The 24,366-nt window shown below is 48.6% G+C and carries 14 protein-coding genes and 1 pseudogene; 7 read left to right on the top strand and 8 right to left on the bottom strand.

Annotated features, from left to right (window positions below):
• Positions 1-4: 4 nt before the first annotated feature.
• Together HZ996_09890 and katG are read left to right on the top strand one after the other, a co-directional pair.
• Entirely contained in the window at positions 5-4,357 is a 4,353-nt protein-coding gene (locus HZ996_09890; GenBank protein QTN39438.1) for a translocation/assembly module TamB, read from the top strand.
• A 243-nt stretch (positions 4,358-4,600) separates the two neighbouring features.
• Positions 4,601-6,925, top strand: a complete 2,325-nt coding sequence (gene katG / locus HZ996_09885; GenBank protein ID QTN39437.1) for a catalase/peroxidase HPI — start codon at positions 4,601-4,603, stop codon at positions 6,923-6,925.
• Between the two features lie 57 nt (positions 6,926-6,982).
• On the opposite strand, the gene ribB is transcribed toward katG, so the two are convergent.
• The 5 genes and pseudogenes from ribB to HZ996_09860 form a co-directional block, all read right to left on the bottom strand.
• Complete coding sequence (gene ribB, locus HZ996_09880; protein ID QTN39436.1) at positions 6,983-8,086, bottom strand: 3,4-dihydroxy-2-butanone-4-phosphate synthase; 1,104 nt, start codon at positions 8,084-8,086, stop codon at positions 6,983-6,985.
• Positions 8,087-8,127: 41 nt separating this feature from the next.
• A complete protein-coding gene (locus HZ996_09875; protein QTN39435.1) occupies positions 8,128-9,309 on the bottom strand; it encodes a glycosyltransferase in 1,182 nt (393 codons plus the stop codon).
• On the bottom strand, positions 9,284-10,723 hold the full coding sequence (locus HZ996_09870; GenBank protein QTN39434.1) for an LptF/LptG family permease: 1,440 nt from the start codon (positions 10,721-10,723) through the stop codon (positions 9,284-9,286). The genes HZ996_09875 and HZ996_09870 overlap by 26 nt, the downstream gene beginning before the upstream one ends.
• Before the next feature lie 78 nt (positions 10,724-10,801).
• The gene (locus tag HZ996_09865; GenBank protein ID QTN39433.1) at positions 10,802-11,452 is read right to left on the bottom strand and encodes an outer membrane lipoprotein carrier protein LolA; all 651 of its coding nucleotides are present in this window, start codon (positions 11,450-11,452) and stop codon (positions 10,802-10,804) included.
• A gap of 1 nt (position 11,453) precedes the next feature.
• A pseudogene (locus HZ996_09860) lies at positions 11,454-13,864 on the bottom strand (DNA translocase FtsK).
• A gap of 91 nt (positions 13,865-13,955) precedes the next feature.
• Here HZ996_09860 and HZ996_09855 point away from each other — a divergent pair.
• The 5 genes from HZ996_09855 to HZ996_09835 are packed head-to-tail and all read left to right on the top strand — an operon-like array spanning position 13,956 to position 19,575.
• Entirely contained in the window at positions 13,956-14,906 is a 951-nt protein-coding gene (locus tag HZ996_09855; GenBank protein ID QTN39432.1) for an arginase, read from the top strand.
• Entirely contained in the window at positions 14,903-16,684 is a 1,782-nt protein-coding gene (locus HZ996_09850; GenBank protein QTN39431.1) for an arginine--tRNA ligase, read from the top strand. The genes HZ996_09855 and HZ996_09850 overlap by 4 nt, the downstream gene beginning before the upstream one ends.
• Positions 16,685-16,695: 11 nt before the next feature.
• Positions 16,696-18,042: a signal recognition particle protein gene (gene ffh, locus HZ996_09845; GenBank protein ID QTN39430.1), complete on the top strand. Its 1,347-nt coding sequence runs from the start codon at positions 16,696-16,698 to the stop codon at positions 18,040-18,042.
• A gap of 9 nt (positions 18,043-18,051) precedes the next feature.
• On the top strand, positions 18,052-18,921 hold the full coding sequence (locus HZ996_09840; protein QTN39429.1) for a bifunctional 5,10-methylene-tetrahydrofolate dehydrogenase/5,10-methylene-tetrahydrofolate cyclohydrolase: 870 nt from the start codon (positions 18,052-18,054) through the stop codon (positions 18,919-18,921).
• 9 nt (positions 18,922-18,930) lie between these two features.
• Complete coding sequence (locus HZ996_09835) at positions 18,931-19,575, top strand: YceI family protein (protein ID QTN39428.1); 645 nt, start codon at positions 18,931-18,933, stop codon at positions 19,573-19,575.
• 4 nt (positions 19,576-19,579) lie between these two features.
• Here the strand turns inward: HZ996_09835 and HZ996_09830 are convergent, their stop codons facing one another.
• Genes HZ996_09830 through HZ996_09820 form a run of 3 tightly spaced genes read right to left on the bottom strand, consistent with a single transcriptional unit; the run spans position 19,580 to position 24,318 of the window.
• The gene (locus HZ996_09830) at positions 19,580-20,770 is read right to left on the bottom strand and encodes a succinylglutamate desuccinylase/aspartoacylase family protein (GenBank protein ID QTN39427.1); all 1,191 of its coding nucleotides are present in this window, start codon (positions 20,768-20,770) and stop codon (positions 19,580-19,582) included.
• 2 nt (positions 20,771-20,772) lie between these two features.
• Positions 20,773-22,686, bottom strand: coding sequence for a CBS domain-containing protein (locus tag HZ996_09825; GenBank protein QTN39426.1), 1,914 nt, complete (start codon positions 22,684-22,686; stop codon positions 20,773-20,775).
• 45 nt (positions 22,687-22,731) lie between these two features.
• The gene (locus tag HZ996_09820) at positions 22,732-24,318 is read right to left on the bottom strand and encodes a peptide chain release factor 3 (GenBank protein QTN39425.1); all 1,587 of its coding nucleotides are present in this window, start codon (positions 24,316-24,318) and stop codon (positions 22,732-22,734) included.
• Positions 24,319-24,366: the final 48 nt, after the last annotated feature.

The raw sequence follows: 24,366 nt of genomic DNA, 5'->3' as shown, positions 1-24,366 counted from the left end.
AATATTGATCGGACTGCTCACGGCACTGGCCGTGCTCTTCTTGCTGGGCGGAATTTTAGCCTATACGCCATGGGTGCAAACTCGGCTGGCCCATGTGTTTACTGGAATGGTCGAAAAGCGGCTTGGACTAGTCGTTGAGATTGATCGCATCCACATGCGTTTTTTGAACAGTGCGGACATCAAAGGCATTTACATTGAGGATTTTCACGGGGATACCTTGTTGTACGCGAGCAGAATTCAAGCCCAAATACGACATCTTTGGTTTGGGAGCGCAGACTTTTCGCTAAAGCGCTTGACCATTGAAGATCCTGTCATCAAGCTTCACCGATATACGGACGATGAGCGTTTTGACTACGAGATCTTCATTGATAGGTTGGACTCAGATACGGTCACAGGCGCATCGAACCCTTTTCGATTAGAGTTGGACAACTTCTTTTTGACCAACGCATCTATTCGATTCAAAGATTTACAGAGCGAGCAGTATGCCGATGGCTTTCATCTGCGTGATTTGAACTTGGATTTCGGAGCTCTTATGTGGGACGGAGTGCGGATGAATGCTGAGTTTAGAAGTGGGTCGGGGATAGAAGATAAGGGCTTTGTTTTAAAGAAACTCGAAGGAAACCTTCAACATGCTCCAGGAGCGTGGTCATTCGATGGGTTTAAAATCCACACAGCGAAGAACATCGCTGAATTGAGCGGTAGATTGGAATACGATTCATTAGAAGTCTATGGTTGGCAAGAGCGGCTGAATTGGGAGGTGGACGTTCAAGATATTCAGTTCGACCCGTCGGAGTATCGCGTTTATTTCCCAGACGCCTTCCCACCTTCATTGGCTAAAGCCGTTCTTCGAGGAAGCACACAAGGCCGCTTAGGAGATTTTGAGACGGAAAACTTCTATTTCTCCTACGGCGGCAGCACCGTGATTGACGGCGATGCGGAGATTGTTGGATTACCGGAAACGGATGAATTGTATATCTCTTCTCGAGAGCTGTATGCTAAGACCTCTTGGAACGACCTCAAGCGAATACAGCGGCTCGTGCCGGAATTGGTCTTACCGGAAGAATTGGAACCATTGGAGTTTATCACCTTAAGTGGATCGATTGAAGGGTATCTCAACGACTTTACCACGAACATGACCATTCGGACCGCACACGGAGCAGTGAGGGCCAACTTAGACGCCAACTTCCCAAAGGGGCAGCCGCTAGAAATGAACTACAAAGGTCAATTGAGGGCCATTGATTGGAACCTAGGCAAGGTTTTGAACACGCCCGAGCTTGGAGTAGTCGATTTCAATTTAAATGTCGATGGAAGCGGCTTGACCGCTAATCTTCTCAATACCGATGCTTCTGGAACCATCAATACGTTTGAGTACCGTGGATATACATATAAAGATGCCCAGCTCGTAGGACACTTAACTCAAGGCCTCTTTGAAGGTGAGTTTGTAATTCGCGATCCGAAGCTTACGGCCGATTTTGATGGATCTGTAGACATCCGAAAGGAGCGTCCGGATTTATATTTTGATTTGGACGTGCAAACAGCCGATCTCTTTGCGCTGGGCGTTGTGTCGGACAGTGTGGCCTACTTGAGCACTAAGATTGAGGCTGCGTTTACGGGTGTCGGCTTGGACGATGCCGACGGTACGCTCAACATTGCCCAAACCTTGTATGAAACGGAACAAAGCGTCTATTATGTAGGGTACATGGACGTGTCCTCCCAATTCGAAGATGGAGCCCGGTCCTTATCCATAGACAGTGATCTAATGAAGGGAAATGCGGAAGGCGACTTTACCGTAAGCTCTTTAATTGGAAGTCTTCAAAACCACTTCCGACAGTACATAGAAGGTGTTGATGCCGTTCCTGCGACAGATCACCAACGGCTGACCTACGAGTTCACTCTATACAATACACTCCCCATAACTGAGCTCTTTATTCCTGAACTGAGCATTGAAACCGGAACCAAGATTTTCGGAAGCTATGACGATCAGAAAAACAGTATCGCCTTAAACTTGGATGCCCCAGGTTTGGACTATGAAGACTATCGAATTCAAAAGCCTCTTTTGACCATTGAAGGAAATGGCGTGAAGTTCAACAGTCAGCTTCAAGCGGATTATTTGGAGCTAGCGGATGGCTCGCAAATAGACACCTTGCTCGTCACCAATGACACGCGAAGGGATTCTAGCTTCTTTGATATTTACTGGGTATACAAGGACAGTAGTACTTTTGCCGGTTCCCTACATCCTTATTTCACCTATATCGACTCTACTGCTTGGGCTGCTGGATTTGACACCTCAGAACTGCTTTATTTAGGAGATACCATTGTCATCCCCAAGGGAAATCGAATTGTGGCTAGAGGGAAAGAGGTTGAATTCCGAGACCTTCGTTTCGAACACTTGGATCAGTCTTTGGGCATCGAGGGATTCCTGTCCGAGGATTCTCGGAAATCATTAGACTTGACCTTTGACGGACTCCGCATTGAGTATCTATACCCAGTCATTGACGACGAAAATACCCAGCTTCACGGTGGTATTGACGGTTCCGTTCGTTTGCTTGACGTCTACGATGAATTCAACGTAGTCGGGGATATCTCGATTGACAGCCTGGCCTTGAACGACAATTTTGTAGGTCGCTTTAGTGCGGGTATGAATTGGGATGATGAAATGAATGCTTTTGCCCTCAAGGCGGATATCTACCGAGGTGAGCTCCATGCGCTCGATGTGAGCGGAGCATATTTTCCAGGGAATGAGCATGATCGTGTTCAACTCCGAATGAATCTGGACAAGATGCGGGTCGATGCTGCAAGTCAATACACGGAGGCCTATTTGACAAACCTTCGTGGTGCCTTGGATGCCGAATTGGAACTGATCATAGAAGGACGCGAAATGTCCCTTATGGGCTGGGCGGATTTGCGCAAGGTAGGATTCACTGTGCCTCAAACTCAGGTAGACTATAGCGTTGATGGCGTACCGCGCGTCGAATTCAATGAACGCAGTATAGATTTCAAAGACTTCAAGTTCAGGGATAATAAATACCAAACACCGGGAGAGGTCAGTGGAGCCATCCTACATCGCGGATTGCGCAATTGGTCCTTTGACTTGCACGTCAATGTAGATTCAACACTCGTCCTAGACACAGAGGTTGGAGACTATTACTACGGAACGGCCTTCGGCACTGGAGAGCTGGCCGTTTTGGGCCCTCTGAATCGCATGAAAATCAACATTGATGCTGCGGCTGAAGACGGAACAGAGTTCGCCCTACCTCTGGGAGGAGCCAGCAGTGTGAGCGAGCACAGCTTCATCAGTTTTGTGGATAAGTCCGTGACTTCGTACAAGGCTGAGGCGACTGGAGTACGAAAAAGTCGAGAGGCAGGTTATGAAATGAACTTTGATGTCGAGATCAAAGAAGGTGTTGAAGTGGAGTTGATCTTCGACGAAACGGTGGGGGATATCCTGAAGGGAAGCGGTGTAGGGGCTTTTAGTATTCGACTGGCTGAAGATGGCAGCATGACGATGACCGGAGACTATACCATCTACAGCGGTACTTACCTCTTCACCCTGCAAAACCTATTTAGTAAGCGATTCAACATCCAAAGAGGCGGCACTCTGAAATGGACCGGCGATCCCTATGACGCAGAAATCAACTTGACCGCGAGCTACCCAACTCGGGCCAGTTTGAAACCACTGGAAGTAAGCGATTCATCGCGCCGTAGGCGCCCTGTAGAGGTCGATATGGAATTGACCAACCGATTGATGAAGCCCAACATTGACTTTGGTATTCGCTTGCCCAACGCCAATTCTGCCCTTCAAGAGGAAGTGCAATTGGTGGTGACCCGGGACGACAACGAGCTCAACCGGCAGGTGATCTCACTTTTGGTCATGGGATCCTTTATAACCCCGGAAACGTCAACCACGGCCAACAATGGCAATCTTCTGAACCAAGGACTGACGGCCAATACCACAGAAATGCTCTCCAATCAGCTTTCGCGCTGGATCTCCGGAATCAATGAGAATGTCGATGTGGGAGTGAATTACGAAGCGGGTAATGACTTAAACAGCGAGCAGGTAGAGGTGGCCTTGACCACCCAGCTCTTCAATGATCGGGTATTGCTGAACAGCAACATTGGCGTGCCCCTGGAAGGAGGAGAGAATACCTCCAACTTGGTTGGAGATGTAGAGGTCGAAGTAAAAGTCAGTAAAGACGGGCGATTCCGCGTGAAGGCCTTCAACCGTTCCGATCAGAACGACCCCCTTTCCCAGCAATATCAGTATATGCAGGGGGTAGGCTTCGTTTATACTGCGGACTTCGAGAACTTCGAAGATTTCTGGCGAGCCATAACCGGAAATAAGAAGGATCAGGAATAGTCTTTGGCCCTACGGGCCGATGCAATGGCCGGCCTTCGCTGGTCTTCAATGCCATGAACATACAGCAGTCCAGCTAGTTGACTTAGGCGTACCCACGAAACTCAGGTAAAGAAGGGAAGTATTGATGAAAGCTATCTTTATAGACATCATCAATTGTTGTATCGAGATTATCGTTTTTGATTAATGATAAGGGTGTCCTAGTTTCGTCCTGTAAATAAGAATAACCCTCAATCACTTCACAAGATGAAACGACTAGTACTCGTGGCCGGAATGTTCCTGACGACTGTCGCATTTGGCCAAGCACAAGCTGGAATGAGTATGGAAGGTGGTGTGTGTCCCGTCACTGGGGCTGTTTTGAACGGCACATCCGCTAACCCACACGCAGCAGCATCCACCCAAGCCACTCCACTACCAGAAGGAGTAGAAGGACCTACGAACCGAGACTGGTGGCCCAATCAATTGGACTTAACCGTTCTGCGTCAGAATTCAGGACTTTCCAACCCGATGGGCTCGGACTTCGATTACTACAAGGAATTCAACGAATTGGACTACGACGCGCTCAAAGCCGATCTGCGCGACTTAATGACCGAATCACAAGAATGGTGGCCCGCCGACTGGGGACATTATGGAGGTCTCTTCATTCGTATGGCCTGGCACAGCGCAGGAACGTACCGAACAGGAGATGGACGCGGAGGTTCTCGTGAAGGGCAGCAGCGTTTTGCGCCCATCAATAGCTGGCCAGACAATGCGAACCTCGACAAGGCTCGCCGTTTGCTATGGCCGATCAAGCAGAAGTATGGAAGTGCTATTTCATGGGCGGATTTGATGATCCTGACCGGAAATGTGGCTTTGGAGGATATGGGCTTTGAAACCCTGGGCTTTGCCGGAGGGCGAGAAGATGTCTGGGAGCCTGCGAGCAACGTATACTGGGGGCCAGAGACTAAATGGTTGGCTGACGAGCGCTATTCTGGAGATCGAGAACTCGAACGCCCGTTGGCGGCGGTTCAAATGGGTTTGATCTACGTCAACCCAGAAGGACCCAATGGGAAACCCGACCCGGTAGCAGCAGCGAAAGATATTCGCGAGACCTTTGGTCGTATGGGTATGAACGATGAAGAAACCGTAGCCTTGATTGCCGGAGGTCATACCTTGGGTAAGACACACGGTGCTGGTCCTGCCTCCCATGTAGGTAGCGAGCCGGAAGCCGCTTCCATCGAGGAGCAAGGATTTGGATGGACCAGCGACTACAAGAGCGGTAAAGGACCAGACGCCATTACATCGGGATTGGAAGTGATCTGGACCACAACGCCAACAGAATGGTCCCACCAGTATTTCACTAATCTCTATTTGTACGAATGGGAGTTGGTCGAAAGCCCGGCCGGCGCTAAACAGTGGGTGGCCAAAGACGCCAAAGAGAACGTGCCGGACGCTTACGACAAAAAGAAAATGCACCGTCCAGCCATGCTGACGACGGACTTGAGTCTTCGTTTTGATCCAGCCTATGATAAGATCTCTCAGCGTTTCCGGGATAACCCCGAGGAATTCGATGCGGCATTTGCTCGAGCTTGGTTCAAGCTCACGCACCGTGACATGGGGCCAAATACCCGTTACCTAGGGCCAGAAGTACCGGAAGAAACCTTCGTTTGGCAAGATCCCGTGCCGGCGGCAGACTATGATATGATCTCAGCTGAAGACGCGTCTTCCCTGAAGGAGCAAATCTTGAAAAGCGGTTTGAGCACTTCAGAACTGGTTTCTACCGCTTGGGCTTCAGCTTCCACCTTCCGCGGGTCAGACTTCCGAGGAGGAGCAAACGGAGCCCGGATCCGCTTGGAGCCACAGCGCAGTTGGGAGGTAAACAATCCAGAGCAACTGAATAAAGTACTTGAAGTGTTGGAAGGCATTAAGCTTGACTTCAATGAGAGCAATAGCCCTAAGCAAGTTTCCATGGCTGATCTCATCGTATTGGCAGGAAATGCCGGAGTGGAGCGTGCAGCTAAAGATGCAGGCTATGACGTGGAAGTGCCTTTCACAGTAGGGCGTACAGATGCTTCGCAAGCCGAAACGGACGTTGAGAGCTTTGCTGTATTGGAGCCCATGGCGGATGGATTCCGCAACTACTCTAAAGCACAGTATACCTACGCTACGGAACAGTTGCTGGTAGACAAGGCGCAACTCTTAACCCTGACAGCACCAGAAATGACCGTGCTCTTGGGTGGTATGCGCACCATTGGCGCCAACTGGGATGGTTCAGATACGGGAATCATGACGGACAAGCCAGGGGCTTTGACCAATGATTGGTTTGTGAATCTGTTGAGTATGGAAACGGAATGGGTCGCTGCAGACGAAAGCCGCGAGCTCTTCAACGGTATGAGTCGTCGCTCTGGAAAGCAAACCTATACAGCAACCCGCGCAGACTTGATTTTCGGTTCTAACTCCGAGCTTCGTGCCTTGGCGGAAGTATACGCCAGTGATGATGCCAAAGAGAAGTTTGTACAGGACTTTGTGGCTGCTTGGACCAAGGTCATGGAACTCGACCGTTACGACGTTCAAATGCAGGCGTACAAGTAAAAAGTACCCAAGTAAATAAGTGATTAAGCCGATCCAATACAGGGTCGGCTTTTTTATTTAGAGAGCCGTGTTGTCGACAATCTCCAGTCCGTAACCCACTAGACCAATGCGTTTGCTCGGATGGTTGGTGAGCAAGTTGATCTTGGAAACGCCCAAGGACCGAAGTATTTGGGCACCGACCCCAAAGTCCCGGGCATCGCGTCGTGGGGGAGTGGAAGTGCTTTCCTTCATTTTGCGAAGGGTGTCCAAGATGTTGGCTCCTAGACCCTCCATATTCAGGTAAACGATGACCCCTTTTCCGGCTTCAGCGATTTGCTGCATAGACGAGTTCAAATCAGGAAGCCCGCCTTTGGTCAATACCTCGAGCAAATCGTTTTTCACGGTGGAGCTGTGCATGCGAACCAATACAGCTTCATCATCGGTCCAGGTTCCTTTGGAGAGCGCGATGTGAATCTGTCCGTTGGTGCGCTGCTCGTAAGCGGTCAACTGAAATGTCCCATGAGCGGTCTCCATCTCGAAGCTCTCGCGCTTGTTAATCAGAGACTCGTTGTTGAGACGATAGGCAATCAAGTCTTCGATGGAGATGAGTTTGAGGTCCCATTTATCAGCAATTTCGCGCAGCTGTGGCAAGCGAGCCATGGTCCCGTCCTCGTTCATGATCTCCACAATGACCCCGGCAGGCTCCAATCCCGCCATCCGCGCCAAGTCAACGGAAGCTTCCGTGTGGCCCGTGCGGCGCAGTACGCCACCGGCCTTGGCTTTCAAGGGGAAAATATGCCCTGGACGTCCAAGGTCTTCCGGTTTTGTATTGGGATCCACCAAGGCTTGAATCGTCTTCGCACGGTCCGATGCACTAATGCCCGTCGTCACCCCGTGTCCATTCAAATCCACGGAAACCGTAAATGGCGTCTCGTGCAAGGCCGTATTCTTTCCGACCATAAGCTCCAATTCGAGCTCTTCACAACGCTCCTCGAGAAGAGGGGTACAGATCAAACCACGACCATGAACGGCCATGAAATTGATCATCTCTGGTGTAACTTTTTCGGCAGCGGCAACAAAATCACCTTCGTTTTCTCGATCCTCATCGTCCACGACAATGATGACCTTTCCGTTCCGAATATCTTCAATGGCCTCTTCGACCGTATCGAGCAAATGCGACATATCCCAAAATTAGCGTCGCAAAAGTAACCAAAATGAGGGGTTCAAGGTTTATCTAAGACCGCTAATCCACGCGATAGAAGTTCATCGACTGCGGGCTCACCGAAATGGTGTTGAACGTAGTCCATTCCTTTTTGAGCGATTTTTTGGCCCTCCACGGGCCGATGCCAGAGCTCTACGAGGTATTTCACCCACATACGAGGCTCATCACTGACCATAATACCACTCTGTTCCAGGTTCGGAAGGCCCTCTACCGCCTTCGGTGTTGCGAGAACGGGAATGCCCTCACTCAGAGCTTCGAGAATCTTGATGCGCAGCCCCGAACCGCTGAAGAGCGGCACAACCAGGACGCCATGATCCGCCCGAAACTTTGTGGGTTCATCCACTTCTCCGTGAACGTGAACGCCAGGTGCTTTCCAGTTCAGGAATTCTGGGGTCATCCTTCGACCTCCCAGGTGGAAGATGGATTGAGCCTCTTTGCGCCGAACCAAGGGCCACACCTCGTCCAAGAACCAACGCATTCCTTCTTGGTTAGGAATCCAGTCCATAGCGCCTAGATGATGGCATTCAAAAGGCTTCGAAGGTTGTGCGGCGATGTCATTGGCCGAAACGGACATGGGAAGATTGAATACTGGTGTGTTGGTCTCGCGCTCGATGATGGTTTGATCCTCAGGACTAATGGAGTAAATCTGTTCTACACCATTCCACATCATACGCTCCTCACGCCCCAAACGGCGCGATAGTAGCCTTAAATAGGCAGATCTTGGGAATCCAGCTTTGAAAGCCAACTCCCGCCAAATTCGATGCTCAATATTGTGGCTTCTAAGAACCAATGGAACTCCAGCTCCCTGCAGTTGGTCTAGGTAGGGGAGCCAGAAAATACTTTCAATCCATATGACTTCGTAATTCTTCTGGGAAAGAAGATTATTGAGTTGTTCCCGGACGCGATTGTCTTCAAAGCGTTCCATGATATAACTCTCACGGCGGGCAAGGTTCTTCAGTGCGTCCAAGGCCTTCATACGCAAGTCTATGTCTGCGGAAAAGACCCTCAATCCATCCTTCGACGGGTAGGCAGAGGGGCTGTAGGGGTGCTTGAAGGTGCTCAGGGTGAGGACATCGACATCGCGCCGTAGGCGCAGAAATCCTTCCATTACCTTTTGCATGGCAATGCAACCACCATCCACGGGTGGGTAGGCCGGTTTATGCGTCAGTTGAAGAATGCGCACGGCGGCGTTTTTTGCGTTGGAAGATGCTGCGGAAAAAGTTCTCAATGGGTTGCCAATAGCGATCGGCGTTGAAAAGGGCTGAGTCCGTAGTGGATTTGTAAGTCAACCAGACTCCTACGGGGAATAGGATCATGCTGGAGAGCCACATCGCGCCGAAAGGTGTGAGGACAAAGTCTTTTCCGAGCTTTTCAGCCGTAGTGGAAACAATGTGGTAGAAAAGGAAGATCAGGACCGCTACAACGACCGGAAGCCCCATTCCACCTTTGCGAATAATGCTGCCGAGTGGAGCGCCCACGAGAAATAGAAAGATGACTGCGAAACTGAGGGTAAACTTCTTGTGGGTTTCCAGTTTGTGCTTGACGATCCATCGATTCTTATTGCGAAAATCTCCGATGTAGGAATAGACGTATGCCTTTGAGTTTCGTGCGGCGACCGTAGCGGTTTGGATGATGCGCAGTTGCTCGGGAATGCCGTAGTTCTCCAACAGAAAGTCCCCAGGTACAGTGTCCAGAACTGCGGGGTCATTGGACACCTTCTTTTTTGAGGTGGTCTTGACACCACCTTCCTTGGTGGGAGGGTTGTAGTTGTACCGCACAGCCAAACGCTCCTTGAAGTTCTCTTCTTCATCGTCCAATTGACCTTGCAAGCTGTCAATAGCCTGAGTCAACTGGTCGAACTTCAACATTTTGTAGTTGTTTTTGAACAGACCTTCATCAGTCCGTTTCATCTTGAAATTACTGAGGTCAAAGCGAATGACCTCTTTGCTGAAATGGGAGCGAAGTAGGGGGTAGTTCTTTCTTTTCTGGCGATTCTCGGGGTTCATCTCCTCATAACTGAAGCCTTCATAGAGCTCCAAGGTCATGGTATTCGCCTCTTCATCAATGAGCATCTCACCACTTTTGGCGCTGATGACCTTGACATTACCTCGATTGGCTGTATGGTCATAGATCAGGACATCCTGGAGCAAGTTGCCATTATCACCGCCTTTTGAGGCCACCTTAATACTGTATCCTTCAATGCCGTTGTAAAAAACACCGGCACGCAGGTTAAAGGCTGGCTTGCTTCGGGTGATGTCCCAGAGAAGAGCACCGCTTTTCAGGTTTGAATAGGGTATGACATAGTTACTGAAGAGAAACGCGCCGATGGATAAGAAGAACATGGCAATGAGCAAGGGGCGCATCACCCTGAAAAAGGATACTCCTGAGCTTTTAAAGGCCACGAGCTCGTAGTTTTCACCCATACGCCCAAAGGTCATGATGCTGGCTAGTAAAACGGCAAGGGGTAGAGCAAGAGGCACTAAGCTGGCGGAAGTATAGACCAGGAGCTCGGCAATGACGTACCATTCGAGTCCTTTTCCGACGAGATCATCCACGTACTTCCACACGAATTGCATGAGCAGGATGAAAAGGATCACCAGAAAGGAGATCACAAAAGGGCTAACAAAAGCCTTGAGCGTAAATTTGGAAATGACTTTCAAATCGGCGCGCCGGTTTTAGAACCCGACGTCGATCACTTCGAAGCCTGGGTACTTGTTGGAATCAAAGGTAAAGGACCCTGCAGGAACCTCCACATCTGTTTCAAAGGACAAGATCTCGTACGTAGTGACCGTACCATCTTTTCCGTTCTCCATGAGGTACATGATCTGTTTCTTGTCCGCATCAATGGCCAGTTCAACACTGCTGTAGGGAACGGCCTCTGGGTTTTCTGGAAACAAGTACACCAACTGTACCTCACCATCACGGAACGCCTTTTTGTCGCCGAGCTTGTATTTGAACCCGGATTCGTACATGGTCAGTAAGCGACTAGGGGTTAATCCTTCCTCTTCCATGTCGTCAACGCCCATGGTTTCTACAACTTCATCATCGGGAAGCACGCGCCATATGCGTTCTCCATCGCTGATTTGCTCGTTTCCTTCTAATTCTAGGTGATAGGATTCTCCTTGAATCAAGATCGATCCCTCCATCGTTGCCGGAGGTATACTGGCCGAAGTGTTGACCAATGAAAAGGAAAAGTCCAAATCGATATTCTCATACCCTCGGGTTGTAGCCGATACTTCATCCAAGAGCGCTTTGGCAGCTGGATCCTGTTGGCCGTAAACCACAGAACTCATCAAGAGCGCAAAAATTACAATAACTCGTTTCATTCTATTCTTTTTCTTTTCTCAAATGCTCTTCTAGAGCCATTTCATCGGGGATCAATACTTTCCGAGCCTTCGATCCTTCAAAAGGACCAATGATGCCGGCAGCTTCGAGTTGATCAACGATACGACCAGCTCGGTTGTATCCAAGCTTTAACTTTCGTTGCAGGAGACTGGCTGATCCCTGCTGATGTTGAACCAAAATGCGTGCCGCATCTTCAAACATGCTATCTCGATCGTCCAAATCAAGGTCCCCGACACCGCCGCCTTCTTCACCTACATACTCTGGAAGTAGGTGGGCTTCGGGATAGGCGCGCTGGCCACCAATAAAGTCCGTAATCTTCTCCACCTCAGGTGTGTCCACAAAAGCACATTGCAGACGAATAAGATCGTTTCCGGTGGACATCAGCATATCACCCCGACCGATCAATTGGTCGGCACCCCAGCGTCAAGAATAGTTCTGGAGTCGATTTTGGATGTAACCCTGAAGGCAATCCTGGCCGGGAAGTTGGCTTGATTGATGCCTGTAATGACATTGACCGATGGTCTTTGTGTGGCTACAATCAAATGAATCCCAATCGCCCGGGCCAGTTGGGCTAATCTGGCTATTGGTGTCTCAATCTCCTTGCCAGCGGTCATGATCAAGTCGGCAAACTCATCAATCACCAACACGATATATGGTAGGAATCGATGTCCTTTCTCCGGGTTCAACCGCCGCTCGATGAACTTCTTATTGTATTCCTTGATGTTTCGGCATTGAGCTTCTTTTAATAGCTCATAGCGCTCATCCATTTCAATACAGAGTGAGTTAACGGTATTAACCACTTTGGACGTGTCTGTTATGATGGGCTCCTCTGCACCGGGCAGTTTGGCCAAGAAGTGTCGCTCTATCTTATTGAAGAGCGTGAGTTCCACCTTCTTCGGGTCTACCAATACAAACTTGACCTGAGATGGATGCTTCTTGTAAAGTATAGAGACGAGAATGGCATTGAGTCCAACCGATTTTCCTTGCCCAGTGGCACCAGCCATGAGAAGGTGAGGCAACTTGGCCAAGTCCGTAATAAAGGTCTCGTTCGAGATGGTCTTACCCATTGCAATTGGTAGTTCCATGTCTGAATTTTGGAACTTCTCCGAGGCAATCACCGAACGCATCGAAACAATGTTCTTCTTGGTATTGGGTACTTCTATACCTATGGTTCCGCGACCGGGAATAGGGGCAATGATTCGAATTCCAAGCGCAGAAAGACTGAGTGCAATATCATCTTCCAAGTTCTTAATCTTCGAAATTCGAATACCCGCTTCGGGGACGATTTCATAGAGCGTAATCGTTGGACCTATGGTTGCCTTAATCTTGGCGATTTCAATCTTGTAGTTCCGAAGTGTCTCAACAATCCGATTCTTATTCGCCTCCAGCTCATCCTGATCGACGGTGATGTTGGCCTTGCCGTAGTCATTGAGAAGGTCAATTGTCGGAAACTTGAATTTCGAAAGATCAAGTCGTGGATCATACGCACCGTAATCCTCCACTTTACGCTTTGCCTTGGCATCCGCGTCACTGACCTCTTCTTCAACCGTTTCCTCAACGCTGAGCTCGACGTCATCTGCTGCTTCTGGTTTTGGTGCCTCAACGGCACGATCTTCAACTTTGGGAGTCATTTCCTCCTCAACGGGTAGCTCAACAGCAGGCTCCGGCTCTGGAATGGGTTCTGGAGTTGGGGGAGCAGCACTCAAGTCTATGCTTTGTGCTTCGGGTTCCGGTTCCAATTCAGGAAGCGCATCTTCAGCGGCATTTGATCCAGCCTCTTCTTCACGAACTTCTTCTTTCTTTGGACGACGGAACCAGCCTTGGACATGTGCTGGAGAGATATTAAAGAACCGAACCACTCCGACCAAAACGGTAAAGAACAAAACCAGTGCTGTACCTACCGTTCCTATTCCTTGACGCATCCATAAGAAAATGGCATTTCCAGCTCCACCGGCCCATACGGGATGCGTTTCGCTAAAGAGCAAACCGGTCAAAGCGACAAACCAGACCATCGCTAGTAGACCTCTCCAAAGGAGTTTCCGGGGTTTCACGCGTTCGGACTGGAAGAGCACCTTAATGCTCAGAATCAACAGGAAGTAGGGAATAAAGAAAGCGCTGACACCGAAGTATCGCCAAACAAAGAAATGACTTACCAGGGCTCCAGCTTGGCCTAGTAGATTACGTACATCGCTGGCCAGTACTCCTTTCCCGAGTTCGCTTTGGTCGTAACTCCAATAGAAGAAAAAGCTAACGAAGGATATGAACATAAAGACGCTTGCAAAGAGCAAAACAAGACCTACGATGGTATGCGTACTCTTTCGACGATACCACGCGTTCTCGTTGATCTTCTTCTTTCTTTTGGAGGTCTTCTTGGTTTTTTTTGCTTGGGCCATAGGTATCGGTCAGCGTCAAAAATACAAAAGTTAACCCATCGCTACAGGCCATGGGAATTCCGTAGATTTGCGCTCCTAATTAACGGAATTTATGAACCGATTGAAGCTGTTGACTTCCCTTTCTGAACTCGGTGCGGGAACACGAGGGGCAAGCCTTGGTTTTGAAGCGCTTAAAGTTTCTGCATTCAATGCAGAAAGCAAGTTTTTTGCGCGTCACAAATGGGAGGACATTCCCACAGCCAACGAGCATCTATTAGATCCTGTTGATACACCAAACGGAATTCGCATCTCGGCTATTGCCGATCAGTTCGATCGAATTGAAGCGGTAGTATCTCGTGTACTCGGAGAAGGGGATCTTCCATTGATCATCGGTGGAGACCACAGTGTAGCGGGCGGAACACTTGCGGGAATCCACAAAGCCTATCCGAACGAAAGAATAGGAGTGGTTTGGATCGACGCCCATGCGGATCTTCATTCGCCCTACACGACCCCGAGCGGGAACGTACACGGAATGCCTTTAGCTACAGCACTGGCCATGAATAATGAAGCCAATCAGATCAATGACGTCCGAGGGGAAACCCTTGAAGCTTGGAACCGAATGAAGGGAGACGCACCTCGTGTTCGTCCAGAAGACCTGTTCTTTATTGCTGTACGAGACACTGAAGAGCCAGAAGACAACTTGATCGCGGATCAGAACATCGTGAACTATCGAGTTGGAGAGGTTCATAACCGCGGAGGACGTCCCATCGCACGTGAAATCATGGAGCGCCTGTCTGATTGTGATCGGGTTTACATCAGTTTCGATGTAGATTCCATGGACGCGACCATTTCCATGGGGACAGGCACACCCGTGCACAATGGAATTTGGGAAAGCGAGGCGGAAGACTTGTTAACCGAGTTCGCTTCATATGACAAGGTCTGCTGCATGGAATTTGTTGAGATCAATCCGTGTTTGGATACCAAAGGCAATGTGATGGCCGATACTGCCTTTCAATTGCTAGAAAAAACTGCATTAACCCTCGAGAACCGTTTAAAAGGATGAACCTAGAGGTCCAAATGGGACCAGCTGTAGCTGAGGCCATTTCAAAACTATACGGGACCGAGTTGCCCGAAACCCAACTCAATTTTCAGAAGACCCGGAAGGAGTTTCCTGGTGAAATCACTCTGGTGACTTTTCCTTTGCTTCGAGTATCCAAGAAGAAACCGGAAGAAACCGGAGAAGAGATCGGCAATTACCTCGTGGAGCATCACGATTGGGTAGCTGGATTTAATGTGGTTAAAGGATTCTTGAACCTCGAATTGGAGGATTCTGTTTGGTTGGATTTTTTCAGCGATCATGCTGCGGATAATTCCTTTGGGTTGGTTGAACCCGATGAATCAGCACCTGCCGTGATGGTGGAGTACAGTTCTCCAAACACCAACAAACCGCTTCATTTAGGTCACATCCGAAATTGCCTTCTTGGTTATTCCGTCTCCGAGCTGTACAAGGCCGCAGGAAAACGTGTATTGAAGGTCCAGATCATTAACGATCGCGGAATTCACATCTGCAAGAGCATGTTGGCCTGGAAAAAGTTTGGAGAAGGGGAGACCCCCGAATCCTCAGGCCTGAAAGGAGATCATTTGGTCGGTAAGTACTACGTCCGTTTCGATCAAGAATACAGAGCGGAAGTGGCCCACCTAGTCGAAAGTGGAATGGAAGAGGAGGAAGCTAAAAAACAAGCACCCCTCCTTTTGGAAGCTCAAGAGATGCTTCGCGCTTGGGAGTCTGGTGATGCAGAGGTAACTGCCCTTTGGGAACAGATGAATACCTGGGTTTATGCAGGTTTTGATCAGACTTATGAGCGCCTAGGGGTAGACTTTGACCAAAACTACTACGAAAGCGACACCTATAAACTCGGGAAATCCTTGGTGGATGAAGGTTTGGCTAAAGGAGTGTTCTATCAGCGCGAAGATGGATCGGTTTGGTGCGACCTGCGGGAAGACGGACTCGATGAAAAGCTCTTGCTTCGATCCGATGGAACGGCTGTGTACATGACACAAGACTTGGGTACTGCAGTGCAGCGTTTTGAAGACTACAATATAGATCAACTTATCTACACCGTCGGTAACGAACAGGACTATCACTTCAAGGTCCTCTTCCTCATTTTGGGTAAACTGGGTTATTCTTGGGCGAAGGAATTGCATCATCTGAGTTATGGTATGGTCGACCTTCCTTCAGGAAAAATGAAATCCAGAGAAGGCACGGTTGTCGATGCGGATGATCTGATGAAGGGCATGGACGATAGCGCTCGCGAAATCGCTGAGGATTTGGGTAAGTTGGACGGCATGAGTGAAGAAGCGCAGGCCGAATTGTTTCACAACATCGGCATGGGTGCGCTCAAGTACTTTATTCTCAAGGTAGATCCCAAGAAGCGAATGATGTTTAATCCAGAGGAATCGATTGATTTTAATGGACATACAGGCCCTTTCATCCAATATGCGCACGCGCGAATCCAAAGCTTGTTGCGTCGTGCAGGGGATGAGCACCATCGACCCGTGAGGGTCAAAACGCTGCACCCTTCGGAAAAGGATGTGATCAAGCAATTGGCGGAATACCCGCAAGTGGTGCAGCAAGCTGCTGCGGAGATGAGCCCGGCTTTAATGGCCAACTACACCTATGAGTTGGTCAAGGCGTACAATGGCTTTTATCAGCAGGTGTCCATCTTTGGAGCGGAAGAAGCAGAACAAGTGGCCTTTAGGGTCCAATTGAGTAAATTTGTGGGGCACGTGATCAAATCGTCCATGAAGACGTTGGGTATCACGGTTCCCGATCAGATGTAAGCAGATAAGAGATGTTTGAAAATCTTAACGATAAGCTCGAGAAAGCCTTTCAGGTCCTCAAGGGCCATGGGCAAATTACGGAGGTCAATGTAGCGGACACTTTGAAAGAAGTCCGTCGCGCCTTGTTGGACGCTGACGTCAACTTCAAGATCGCCAAAGACTTCACCAACCGCGTGAAGGAAAAGGCCATTGGAGAGAAGGTGCTGACCAGTTTGAAGCCAAGTCAATTGATGGTCAAAATCGTCAAAGACGAATTGACCGAATTGATGGGCGGCGAGCACGAAGAAGTTGATCTCTCTGGAAAGCCAACAGTCGTTTTGATTGCTGGGCTCCAGGGTTCAGGTAAGACCACCTTCAGTGCCAAGTTTGCGAAGTATTTGAAGAGCAAACGTGCACAGCACTCGCTATTGGTGGCTGGTGATGTTTATCGTCCAGCGGCGATTGATCAGCTTAAAGTACTCGGAGAGCAAATTGGCGTAGAGGTGTTTTCTGAAGAAGGAAACCAGAATCCAGTTGACCTAGCCCAAAAAGGGGTGGCCTATGCCAAGGCAAATGGTAAGAATCTTGTCATCGTGGATACCGCAGGTCGTTTGGCTGTGGACCAGGAGATGATGAACGAGATTTCGAACATCAAAGACGCGGTGAACCCTGATGAAATCCTATTCGTGGTAGATTCCATGACGGGACAGGACGCCGTGAATACTGCCAAAGCCTTCAACGATCTACTGGACTTCGACGGTGTCGTTCTTACCAAATTAGATGGTGATACCCGAGGTGGAGCCGCACTTTCGATTCGAACGGTAGTCAATAAGCCGATCAAATTTGTCGGAACGGGAGAGAAGATGGACGCCTTGGACATTTTCTATCCGGAACGGATGGCGGACCGAATCCTCGGAATGGGGGATGTGGTGAGCCTCGTAGAAAAAGCTCAAGAGCAATTTGACGAAGAAGAGGCGCGTCGTGTCCAAAAGAAAATTGCTCAAAACAAGTTCGATTTCGACGACTTCCTGAAGCAAATCGAACAGATCAAGAAGATGGGCTCCACCAAGGACTTGTTGGGCATGATCCCCGGAATGGGGAAGGCAATGCGCGACGTGGAAATCGATGACGATGCCTTTAAGCACATTGAAGCGGTCATTAAATCCATGACCCCCAAGGAGCGCCAAGACCCTAAAATCATCAATGGATCTCGCAAGAAGCGTATTGCCAAGGGCTCTGGAACCAGTGTTCAGGAGGTGAACCGTTTGCTCAAGCAGTTTAGCGAAATGAGCAAAATGATGCGGATGATGCAAGGCGGCGGTGGTCGCAAAATGATGAATATGATGAATGCCATGCGCGGGAAGATGCCCGGCATGTAAAAGCAAACTATGCAGCTGATTGACGGAAAAGCCACGGCGGCGGCCATTAAAGAAGAAATTGCCGAAGAAGTAAAGGCCCTGCGGGCCGATGGTCACAAAATCCCGCATTTAGCCGTCATACTCGTAGGAGAGGACGGAGGTTCTAAGAGCTATGTCGCGGGGAAAATCCGCGACTGCGAGCAAGTTGGTTTCAACTCTACGCTCATTACCATGGACGATTCGGTCACCGAAGAGCAACTGCTCGATGAAGTGGCCGCTCTAAACGCCGATGAGGACATTGACGGTTTTATTGTTCAGCTACCTCTTCCAAAACATATTGATGAGCAGAAGGTCATTGAGGCCGTGGACCCCCGGAAGGATGTCGACGGTTTTCACCCTTCGAACTACGGACGTATGGCTCTGGGCTTAGATGCCTTTTTGCCCGCTACGCCTATGGGGATTCTCGAGCTATTGAAGCGTTACGAAATTGAAACCTCAGGAAAACATTGCGTTGTCCTTGGACGTAGTCACATTGTCGGAGCGCCGATGGCTGTTCTGATGGGTCAAAACAGCTACCCTGGAAATGCTACAGTTACCATGGCTCACAGCCGTACACAAAACCTAACAGAATTGACGCAATCCGCAGATATACTTATTGTAGGCATCGGCAAACCCGAGTTCGTCACTGCGGATATGGTCAAGGAAGGCGCTGTTGTCATTGACGTCGGGACCACGCGAGTCCCTTCGACAGAAACCAAAAGTGGCTATCGACTCAAAGGCGATGTGGAGTTCTCTAGCGTTTCGGCCAAGGCCTCCGCTCTGACACCCGTTCCTGGTGGAGTGGGCCCCATGACAAGAGCAGCACTGCTGTTGAATACTTTAAAAGCGATTAAACAATAACCCTCCCTCATGAAAAGATTTATTTACACCCTTTGCATCGCCTTGTTAGCAGCCTCATGTGCACCAAACTCAGGAGGCAACGAAGGAACCTCGGAAACGGAAGAAGCGAAAGGTGAGAACTGCTACTACGTGTTCAATGCAGATTCAACAAGCATGACTTGGACTGGATATAAGTTCACGGAAAAAGTAGGGGTTAGCGGGACGTTTACCGAGATAGTTACCGCCAATATCCAAAATGCACCCAGTATAATGGATGCAGTGGCCAACACCGAGTTTAAGATTCCGATTACATCTGTAGAGTCCAACAATGAGGATCGCAATAAGAAGATCATCGATTATTTTTTCGGGAGCATAAATACGGAAGTGATTTACGGTCGTGTAGCTGGTCTTTCAGGTACGGAACAAAGCGGAGAGGCGGAAGTCATTATCACCATGAATAATCAAGAGGTTCAGGTGATTATGCCCTATACTTTCCAGGATGGCGTATTGAACATGTCTGCGGTCATTGACATCTTCGAATGGAATGGCCAAATGGGCGTAGAGCGCTTGAATGAAGCCTGCTACGATCTTCACAAGAGTGCGGATGGCGTTTCTAAGCTATGGCCCGACGTTAAAATTGAATTAAACGCCGTGTTCGACACCGTCTGCGAATAAAAGCTTATGACCTATTAGGTAAAGGAGGCTCTTCGAAATCGAAGGGCCTTTTTTGCATGGACAAAACACCTTCGCTTTTCCGAATTTTTCGATATCCCAATAGATGGAATATTTCTCGTGGATAAATGCCGGCAATCTTGGTGTTTATCGTCAAGAGGAGAGGATTCTTGTCAGCCCTCTGAACTCCTGGCAGCAGGGGCAGAATCCTGTAAACACCTAGTCTTCGAAGAATTCTAGATAGTCCGAGCCAGAAGCGTTTGATCCGCCGGATCTGGAAGAACCCGTCATTTCCTTGCTTCTGATATAGCGGCATGAATACACGGCCTTCCTCTGGCATTTGAATCATTCCATCTTTATCCTTTGCAAGTATTTGACCGCGTTCGACCTTTTGGAAGTTGGCATAGCCCGGCTTCATGACAAATTCGTCTTCCGCAGTAATACCATGTCGATGTCGAACTTCAAAGAAATTAGACAAATGACCGCCCAGTTCCGCCAATTGGTCTAGAGCACTATCCACAACAGCTACGTACTCTTCGTTGAGCATTCCTAGTCGATAAAGAATGACCTTGACTAAGGCCTCATGGGCGTCAGCTGATTCTTCAGCCTGATGCTGCCCAGCTTCAAATCCCACCGACAGATGCCCTAGTTCATTGATATAGCTCAAGAGAGGGCCATCCAACTGCTCTTCTACGCCTAAGACTATGGGAACCGGAATCCCGTCGACCAAGTCCCTATTTCTAAGAGTATCTCCGACCATGATGAAGGGAGGGCTGACTGCAGACGTCGTGTGTAGGTCTAAGAAGCAGATAGGGCCTTCGCGTTCTTCAATGGCCCGATGAATTCGGTATTGAAGATCACAGTATTCGTCGTATTCATCATCTGGATCTTCCGAAGTTGGATCAATAGGACATTGATGTTGAAAGTCCCATTTCCAAAGGCGGTTTAAATCTCTTTTGATATAGCGAACTTCTTCAGTGAGTGCTCTGCGATTGCCTCGTAATGCAAGAATTCTTCCCTGATTTAGCTTTATCGTGCCACGATTAAAGGCCTCGCGTATTCTTTCGAGCGCTTCAACACCAGAAGGCTCGTTTCCGTGTATTCCTCCTATGACCAAAAGGGTAGGTCCAGGAATGCCACTGTCTATTTCGAGAATGACGCGATCGACCAAGGTAGTTTTCAGTTCGGTTTGGAGCACCTTTATTCTTTCAAGAATTCCTGTAGAAAATGGTCTGCAACATTAACGAAATCATGTTCTGTAACAATGCCGATAAGCTCTTTTTTACTCCGGACTACAGGAAGGCATCCAATCTTGTGCTTACGCATAATAGAGATGGCATCCTTGGTCAGCGTATCCGGTGTGACGCAAATGGGTTTCTTGATCATTACATCCTTGACCAGCGCCTCTTGCGTTTCATCGGTCAGTCGAGTGGAGTAGTAGTGAATCAGATTTCCAGAAGTCAACAGCCCTACAAGCTCGTTCTTGTTGTTTTCAACGAGAACGTGTCTTATTTGGCGCCAATTCATGATGTTCGGTACAATGTCCAACAAATCATTTTCATTAACCGTAATCAAGTTCACGGACATGATTTGATCAATTCGCCAATACCTATTGATCCAACTACCGGCCTCGTCAATTTTGCTCAAAGACCATTTGTGGATTGGTGTATTCTTTTTTTGACGACGCGCAATTCCAGCAGTAATCGCCAACATGATTTCATCTTTAGTTCCTGTATTCTTGAGCTTGTCAAAAGAATCAAGAATCCACTGACTACCGGACATTCCCGTTTCCACGCGCCCTTCAATGACCTTCAAATAACGCGTGATATCCTTTTCGTGAATTTTAGCCTTGCGAAGTCCATCCTTGGCCAATGGAATGAGGATTTGTAAGATCAAATCATGAGCGCTGTAGACTTTGCCATCTAACCAACGGAACATGGAACCCATGCCCATGCGGCAAGCTCGGTTAAAGTTGGCTTTTACCGTATCGAAGTCATGGGTTTCATGGAGGTTGCGGTACTCGTCCGGCATTCCGTGCATGAGTCCTAACCAGAATGCCATATTGGCCATCTCATCCAGCACCGATGGTCCAGAAGGGATGTATCTGTTCTCAATGCGCAAATGCGGAATCCCGTTCGTCGCACCGAAGCAGGCCCGGTTCCATTTATAAATGGTACCGTTGTGCATTTTAAGGGCGGACAAATTTGGGATAGCGCCTTCCTTTAATTGCTCTAAGGAATCCTCTTCAATTTCAGAACTAATCAATACCCGGTATCGTGCTATATCTTCTTTGTACAAATCGACGATACTTCCATTCAGCCAAGAATTCCCCAACAACACTCTAGGCGCGTCTTCTCGGGTATATTGGTGATTACTTCGTGTATCTGTGGACTGTTGAAATAAGGCTATTCTGGTCTCCCGCCACAATCGACGTCCGAATAGAATAGGGGAGTTGGTACATGCGCTTAGTACTGGACCAGTAATGGCTTGAGCCCAATTGTAGTAAGAAGTGAAGTCTTCTGCGCCTACTTGAAAATGGATTTGAAAGCTCGTATTGCAGCTTTCGAACATCAGGGAATCATGTTTGGTGATGAGTTCGTCCGTTCCTTCAATCCGAAACTCATATGCTTCTCCTCGGAGATCGGATAAACGATCGTTCAACGCAAAATAGCGGGGGAGTGGAGTCAAATTGTCCAAGGTCATATCCGAGAGTCGAATACTCGGGAGAATGCCGACCAGAATATAATCGAGCTCGTGCGGCTCAAGCTCTTTGTGAAGGCATTCAAGACAATTTCGAAGCTGATCCTCCATCTGCTTCAGGCAGCCGCCCTTGAATTCAGCTGGATCAAGATTCACTTCTAAATTGAATCGACTCAATTCATGAGTAAACTTATCGTGATTCAACTTTTCCAGCATTTCGAGGGCTCGCGGAGCTGGTCGATAGCTTTTATCTATCAAGCAGAGTTCTTGCTCTGCTCCAATTCGATGAATCCCTTCTTCGATCATTCCTCGATCAATCATGATCTCCAATGCTCGAATATCCTTGATCAAGTGCTTCATGAACTGCTTCAGTTCACCAGCCGTTGACTCCTGTCTTACGTTCTTTTCTCCCATGTCCTAGACTTCAGTCCAAGAAATGTAGAAAAAAAAGGAACGCTGTTAAGCGGTTTCGAATTCAGAAGTGAAATGAAATTGGACGTCGGGGAATTTGTCCTGGGCCATTTGTAAAGCGAAAGAGGTATCCGCCATGAAAACCAAGCGGTCATCTTTGTCCATGGCCATATTCCGATACTTCTGCTTGGTAAATTCGTCCAAGTCCTCTTTTGAGCCGGAAATCCATACGGCCTTGTGTACATTGATGGGTTCGTACCGGCACTTGGCTCCATATTCATGTTCCAAGCGATACTGGATCACTTCAAACTGCAATTGTCCTACTGTTCCAATGATCTTGCGGTTGTTCTGCTTGAGTGTGAAAAGCTGAGCCACACCTTCATCCATGAGCTGTTCAATCCCTTTAGCCAATTGCTTGTACTTCATGGGGTCAGCGTTCTCAATGATTTTGAATTGCTCAGGAGAGAAGCTCGGAATACCCGTAAAGTGAAGGGCTTCCCCTTCGGTTAACGTATCGCCAATCTTGAAGTTGCCTGTGTCGTGAAGTCCAACAATATCGCCAGGATAGGATAATTCGACGATTTCCTTCTTCTCGGCCATGAACGAAGTCGGATTGCTGAATTTCAATTGCTTGTTGTTCCGGACATGAAGGTAGTTGGTGTTTCTCTTGAAGTTTCCGCTACACACCTTGACGAAGGCAATGCGATCCCGGTGTTTGGGATCCATATTCGCGTGAATCTTGAATACAAATCCGGCAAATTTATCCTCCATAGGTTCGACCACGCGCTCTTCAGTCGTGGTGGGCTGTGGAGGAGGGGCTACGTCTATAAAGCAGTCGAGAAGTTCTCGAACGCCAAAATTGTTGATGGCTGACCCAAAGAAGACAGGAGATATGAACCCGTTTCGATATTCCTCCAAGTCAAATTCGGGATATACCCCTTGGACTAACTCGAGTTCGTTTCTAAGCGTATCGGCAAAATGAGTATCGACAAGATTATCCAATTGCTCGTCAGCAAGATCGTCGATGACAACTGAACTCTCCTCTTCTTGTTTTCCATGAGCGGAAAAGAGCACAACTTGCTTTTCGAATAGGCTGTAAACACCCTTTAGTTCCTGTCCCATACCTATAGGCCAACTCAAGGGTGAAACCGTTAGGCCCAACTTCGTTTCAATTTCATCGAGAAGATCAAAGGCATCCTTACCCATGCGATCCAACTTGTTGATGAACACAATAACCGGTGTATTGCGCATCCGGCAAACCTTGACCAGTTTCTCTGTTTGAGCCTCCACACCTTTGGCAACGTCGATTACTACAATAACACTATCAACGGCTGTTAACGTGCGGTAGGTGTCCTCAGCAAAGTCTTGGTGACCAGGAGTATCTAGAATATTGATTTTCTTCCCGCGGTACTCGAATCCCATTACAGAAGTGGCTACGGAAATACCCCGTTGACGCTCTATCTCCATAAAGTCAGAGGTGGCGCTCTTTTTTATCTTGTTCGACTTCACGGCTCCGGCTACCTGAATAGCACCTCCAAAGAGCAGAAGTTTCTCCGTGAGCGTGGTTTTCCCGGCATCCGGGTGACTAATAACCGCGAAGGTTCTACGGCGTTCTATTTCTTCTTTAAAACCCATCAGATTCGACTCAAACTAGGGCCGCAAAAGTACTTCTTTTTTTTTCCG

This window comes from Cryomorphaceae bacterium, from assembly GCA_017798125.1.
GTDB lineage: Bacteria > Bacteroidota > Bacteroidia > Flavobacteriales > ECT2AJA-044 > ECT2AJA-044.
Note: the sequence above shows the minus strand (reverse complement) of the source record. Positions and strands in the feature narration are given on the sequence as shown.

Coding starts and splice junctions, on each gene's coding strand:
- katG (QTN39437.1), top strand. CDS start 4,601: ATGAAACGACTAGTACTCGTGGCCGGAATGTTCCTGACGACTGTCGCA.
- ribB (QTN39436.1), bottom strand. CDS start 8,086: ATGTCGCATTTGCTCGATACGGTCGAAGAGGCCATTGAAGATATTCGG.
- HZ996_09865 (QTN39433.1), bottom strand. CDS start 11,452: ATGAAACGAGTTATTGTAATTTTTGCGCTCTTGATGAGTTCTGTGGTT.
- HZ996_09855 (QTN39432.1), top strand. CDS start 13,956: ATGAACCGATTGAAGCTGTTGACTTCCCTTTCTGAACTCGGTGCGGGA.
- HZ996_09850 (QTN39431.1), top strand. CDS start 14,903: ATGAACCTAGAGGTCCAAATGGGACCAGCTGTAGCTGAGGCCATTTCA.
- ffh (QTN39430.1), top strand. CDS start 16,696: ATGTTTGAAAATCTTAACGATAAGCTCGAGAAAGCCTTTCAGGTCCTC.
- HZ996_09840 (QTN39429.1), top strand. CDS start 18,052: ATGCAGCTGATTGACGGAAAAGCCACGGCGGCGGCCATTAAAGAAGAA.
- HZ996_09835 (QTN39428.1), top strand. CDS start 18,931: ATGAAAAGATTTATTTACACCCTTTGCATCGCCTTGTTAGCAGCCTCA.
- HZ996_09825 (QTN39426.1), bottom strand. CDS start 22,686: ATGGGAGAAAAGAACGTAAGACAGGAGTCAACGGCTGGTGAACTGAAG.
- HZ996_09820 (QTN39425.1), bottom strand. CDS start 24,318: ATGGGTTTTAAAGAAGAAATAGAACGCCGTAGAACCTTCGCGGTTATT.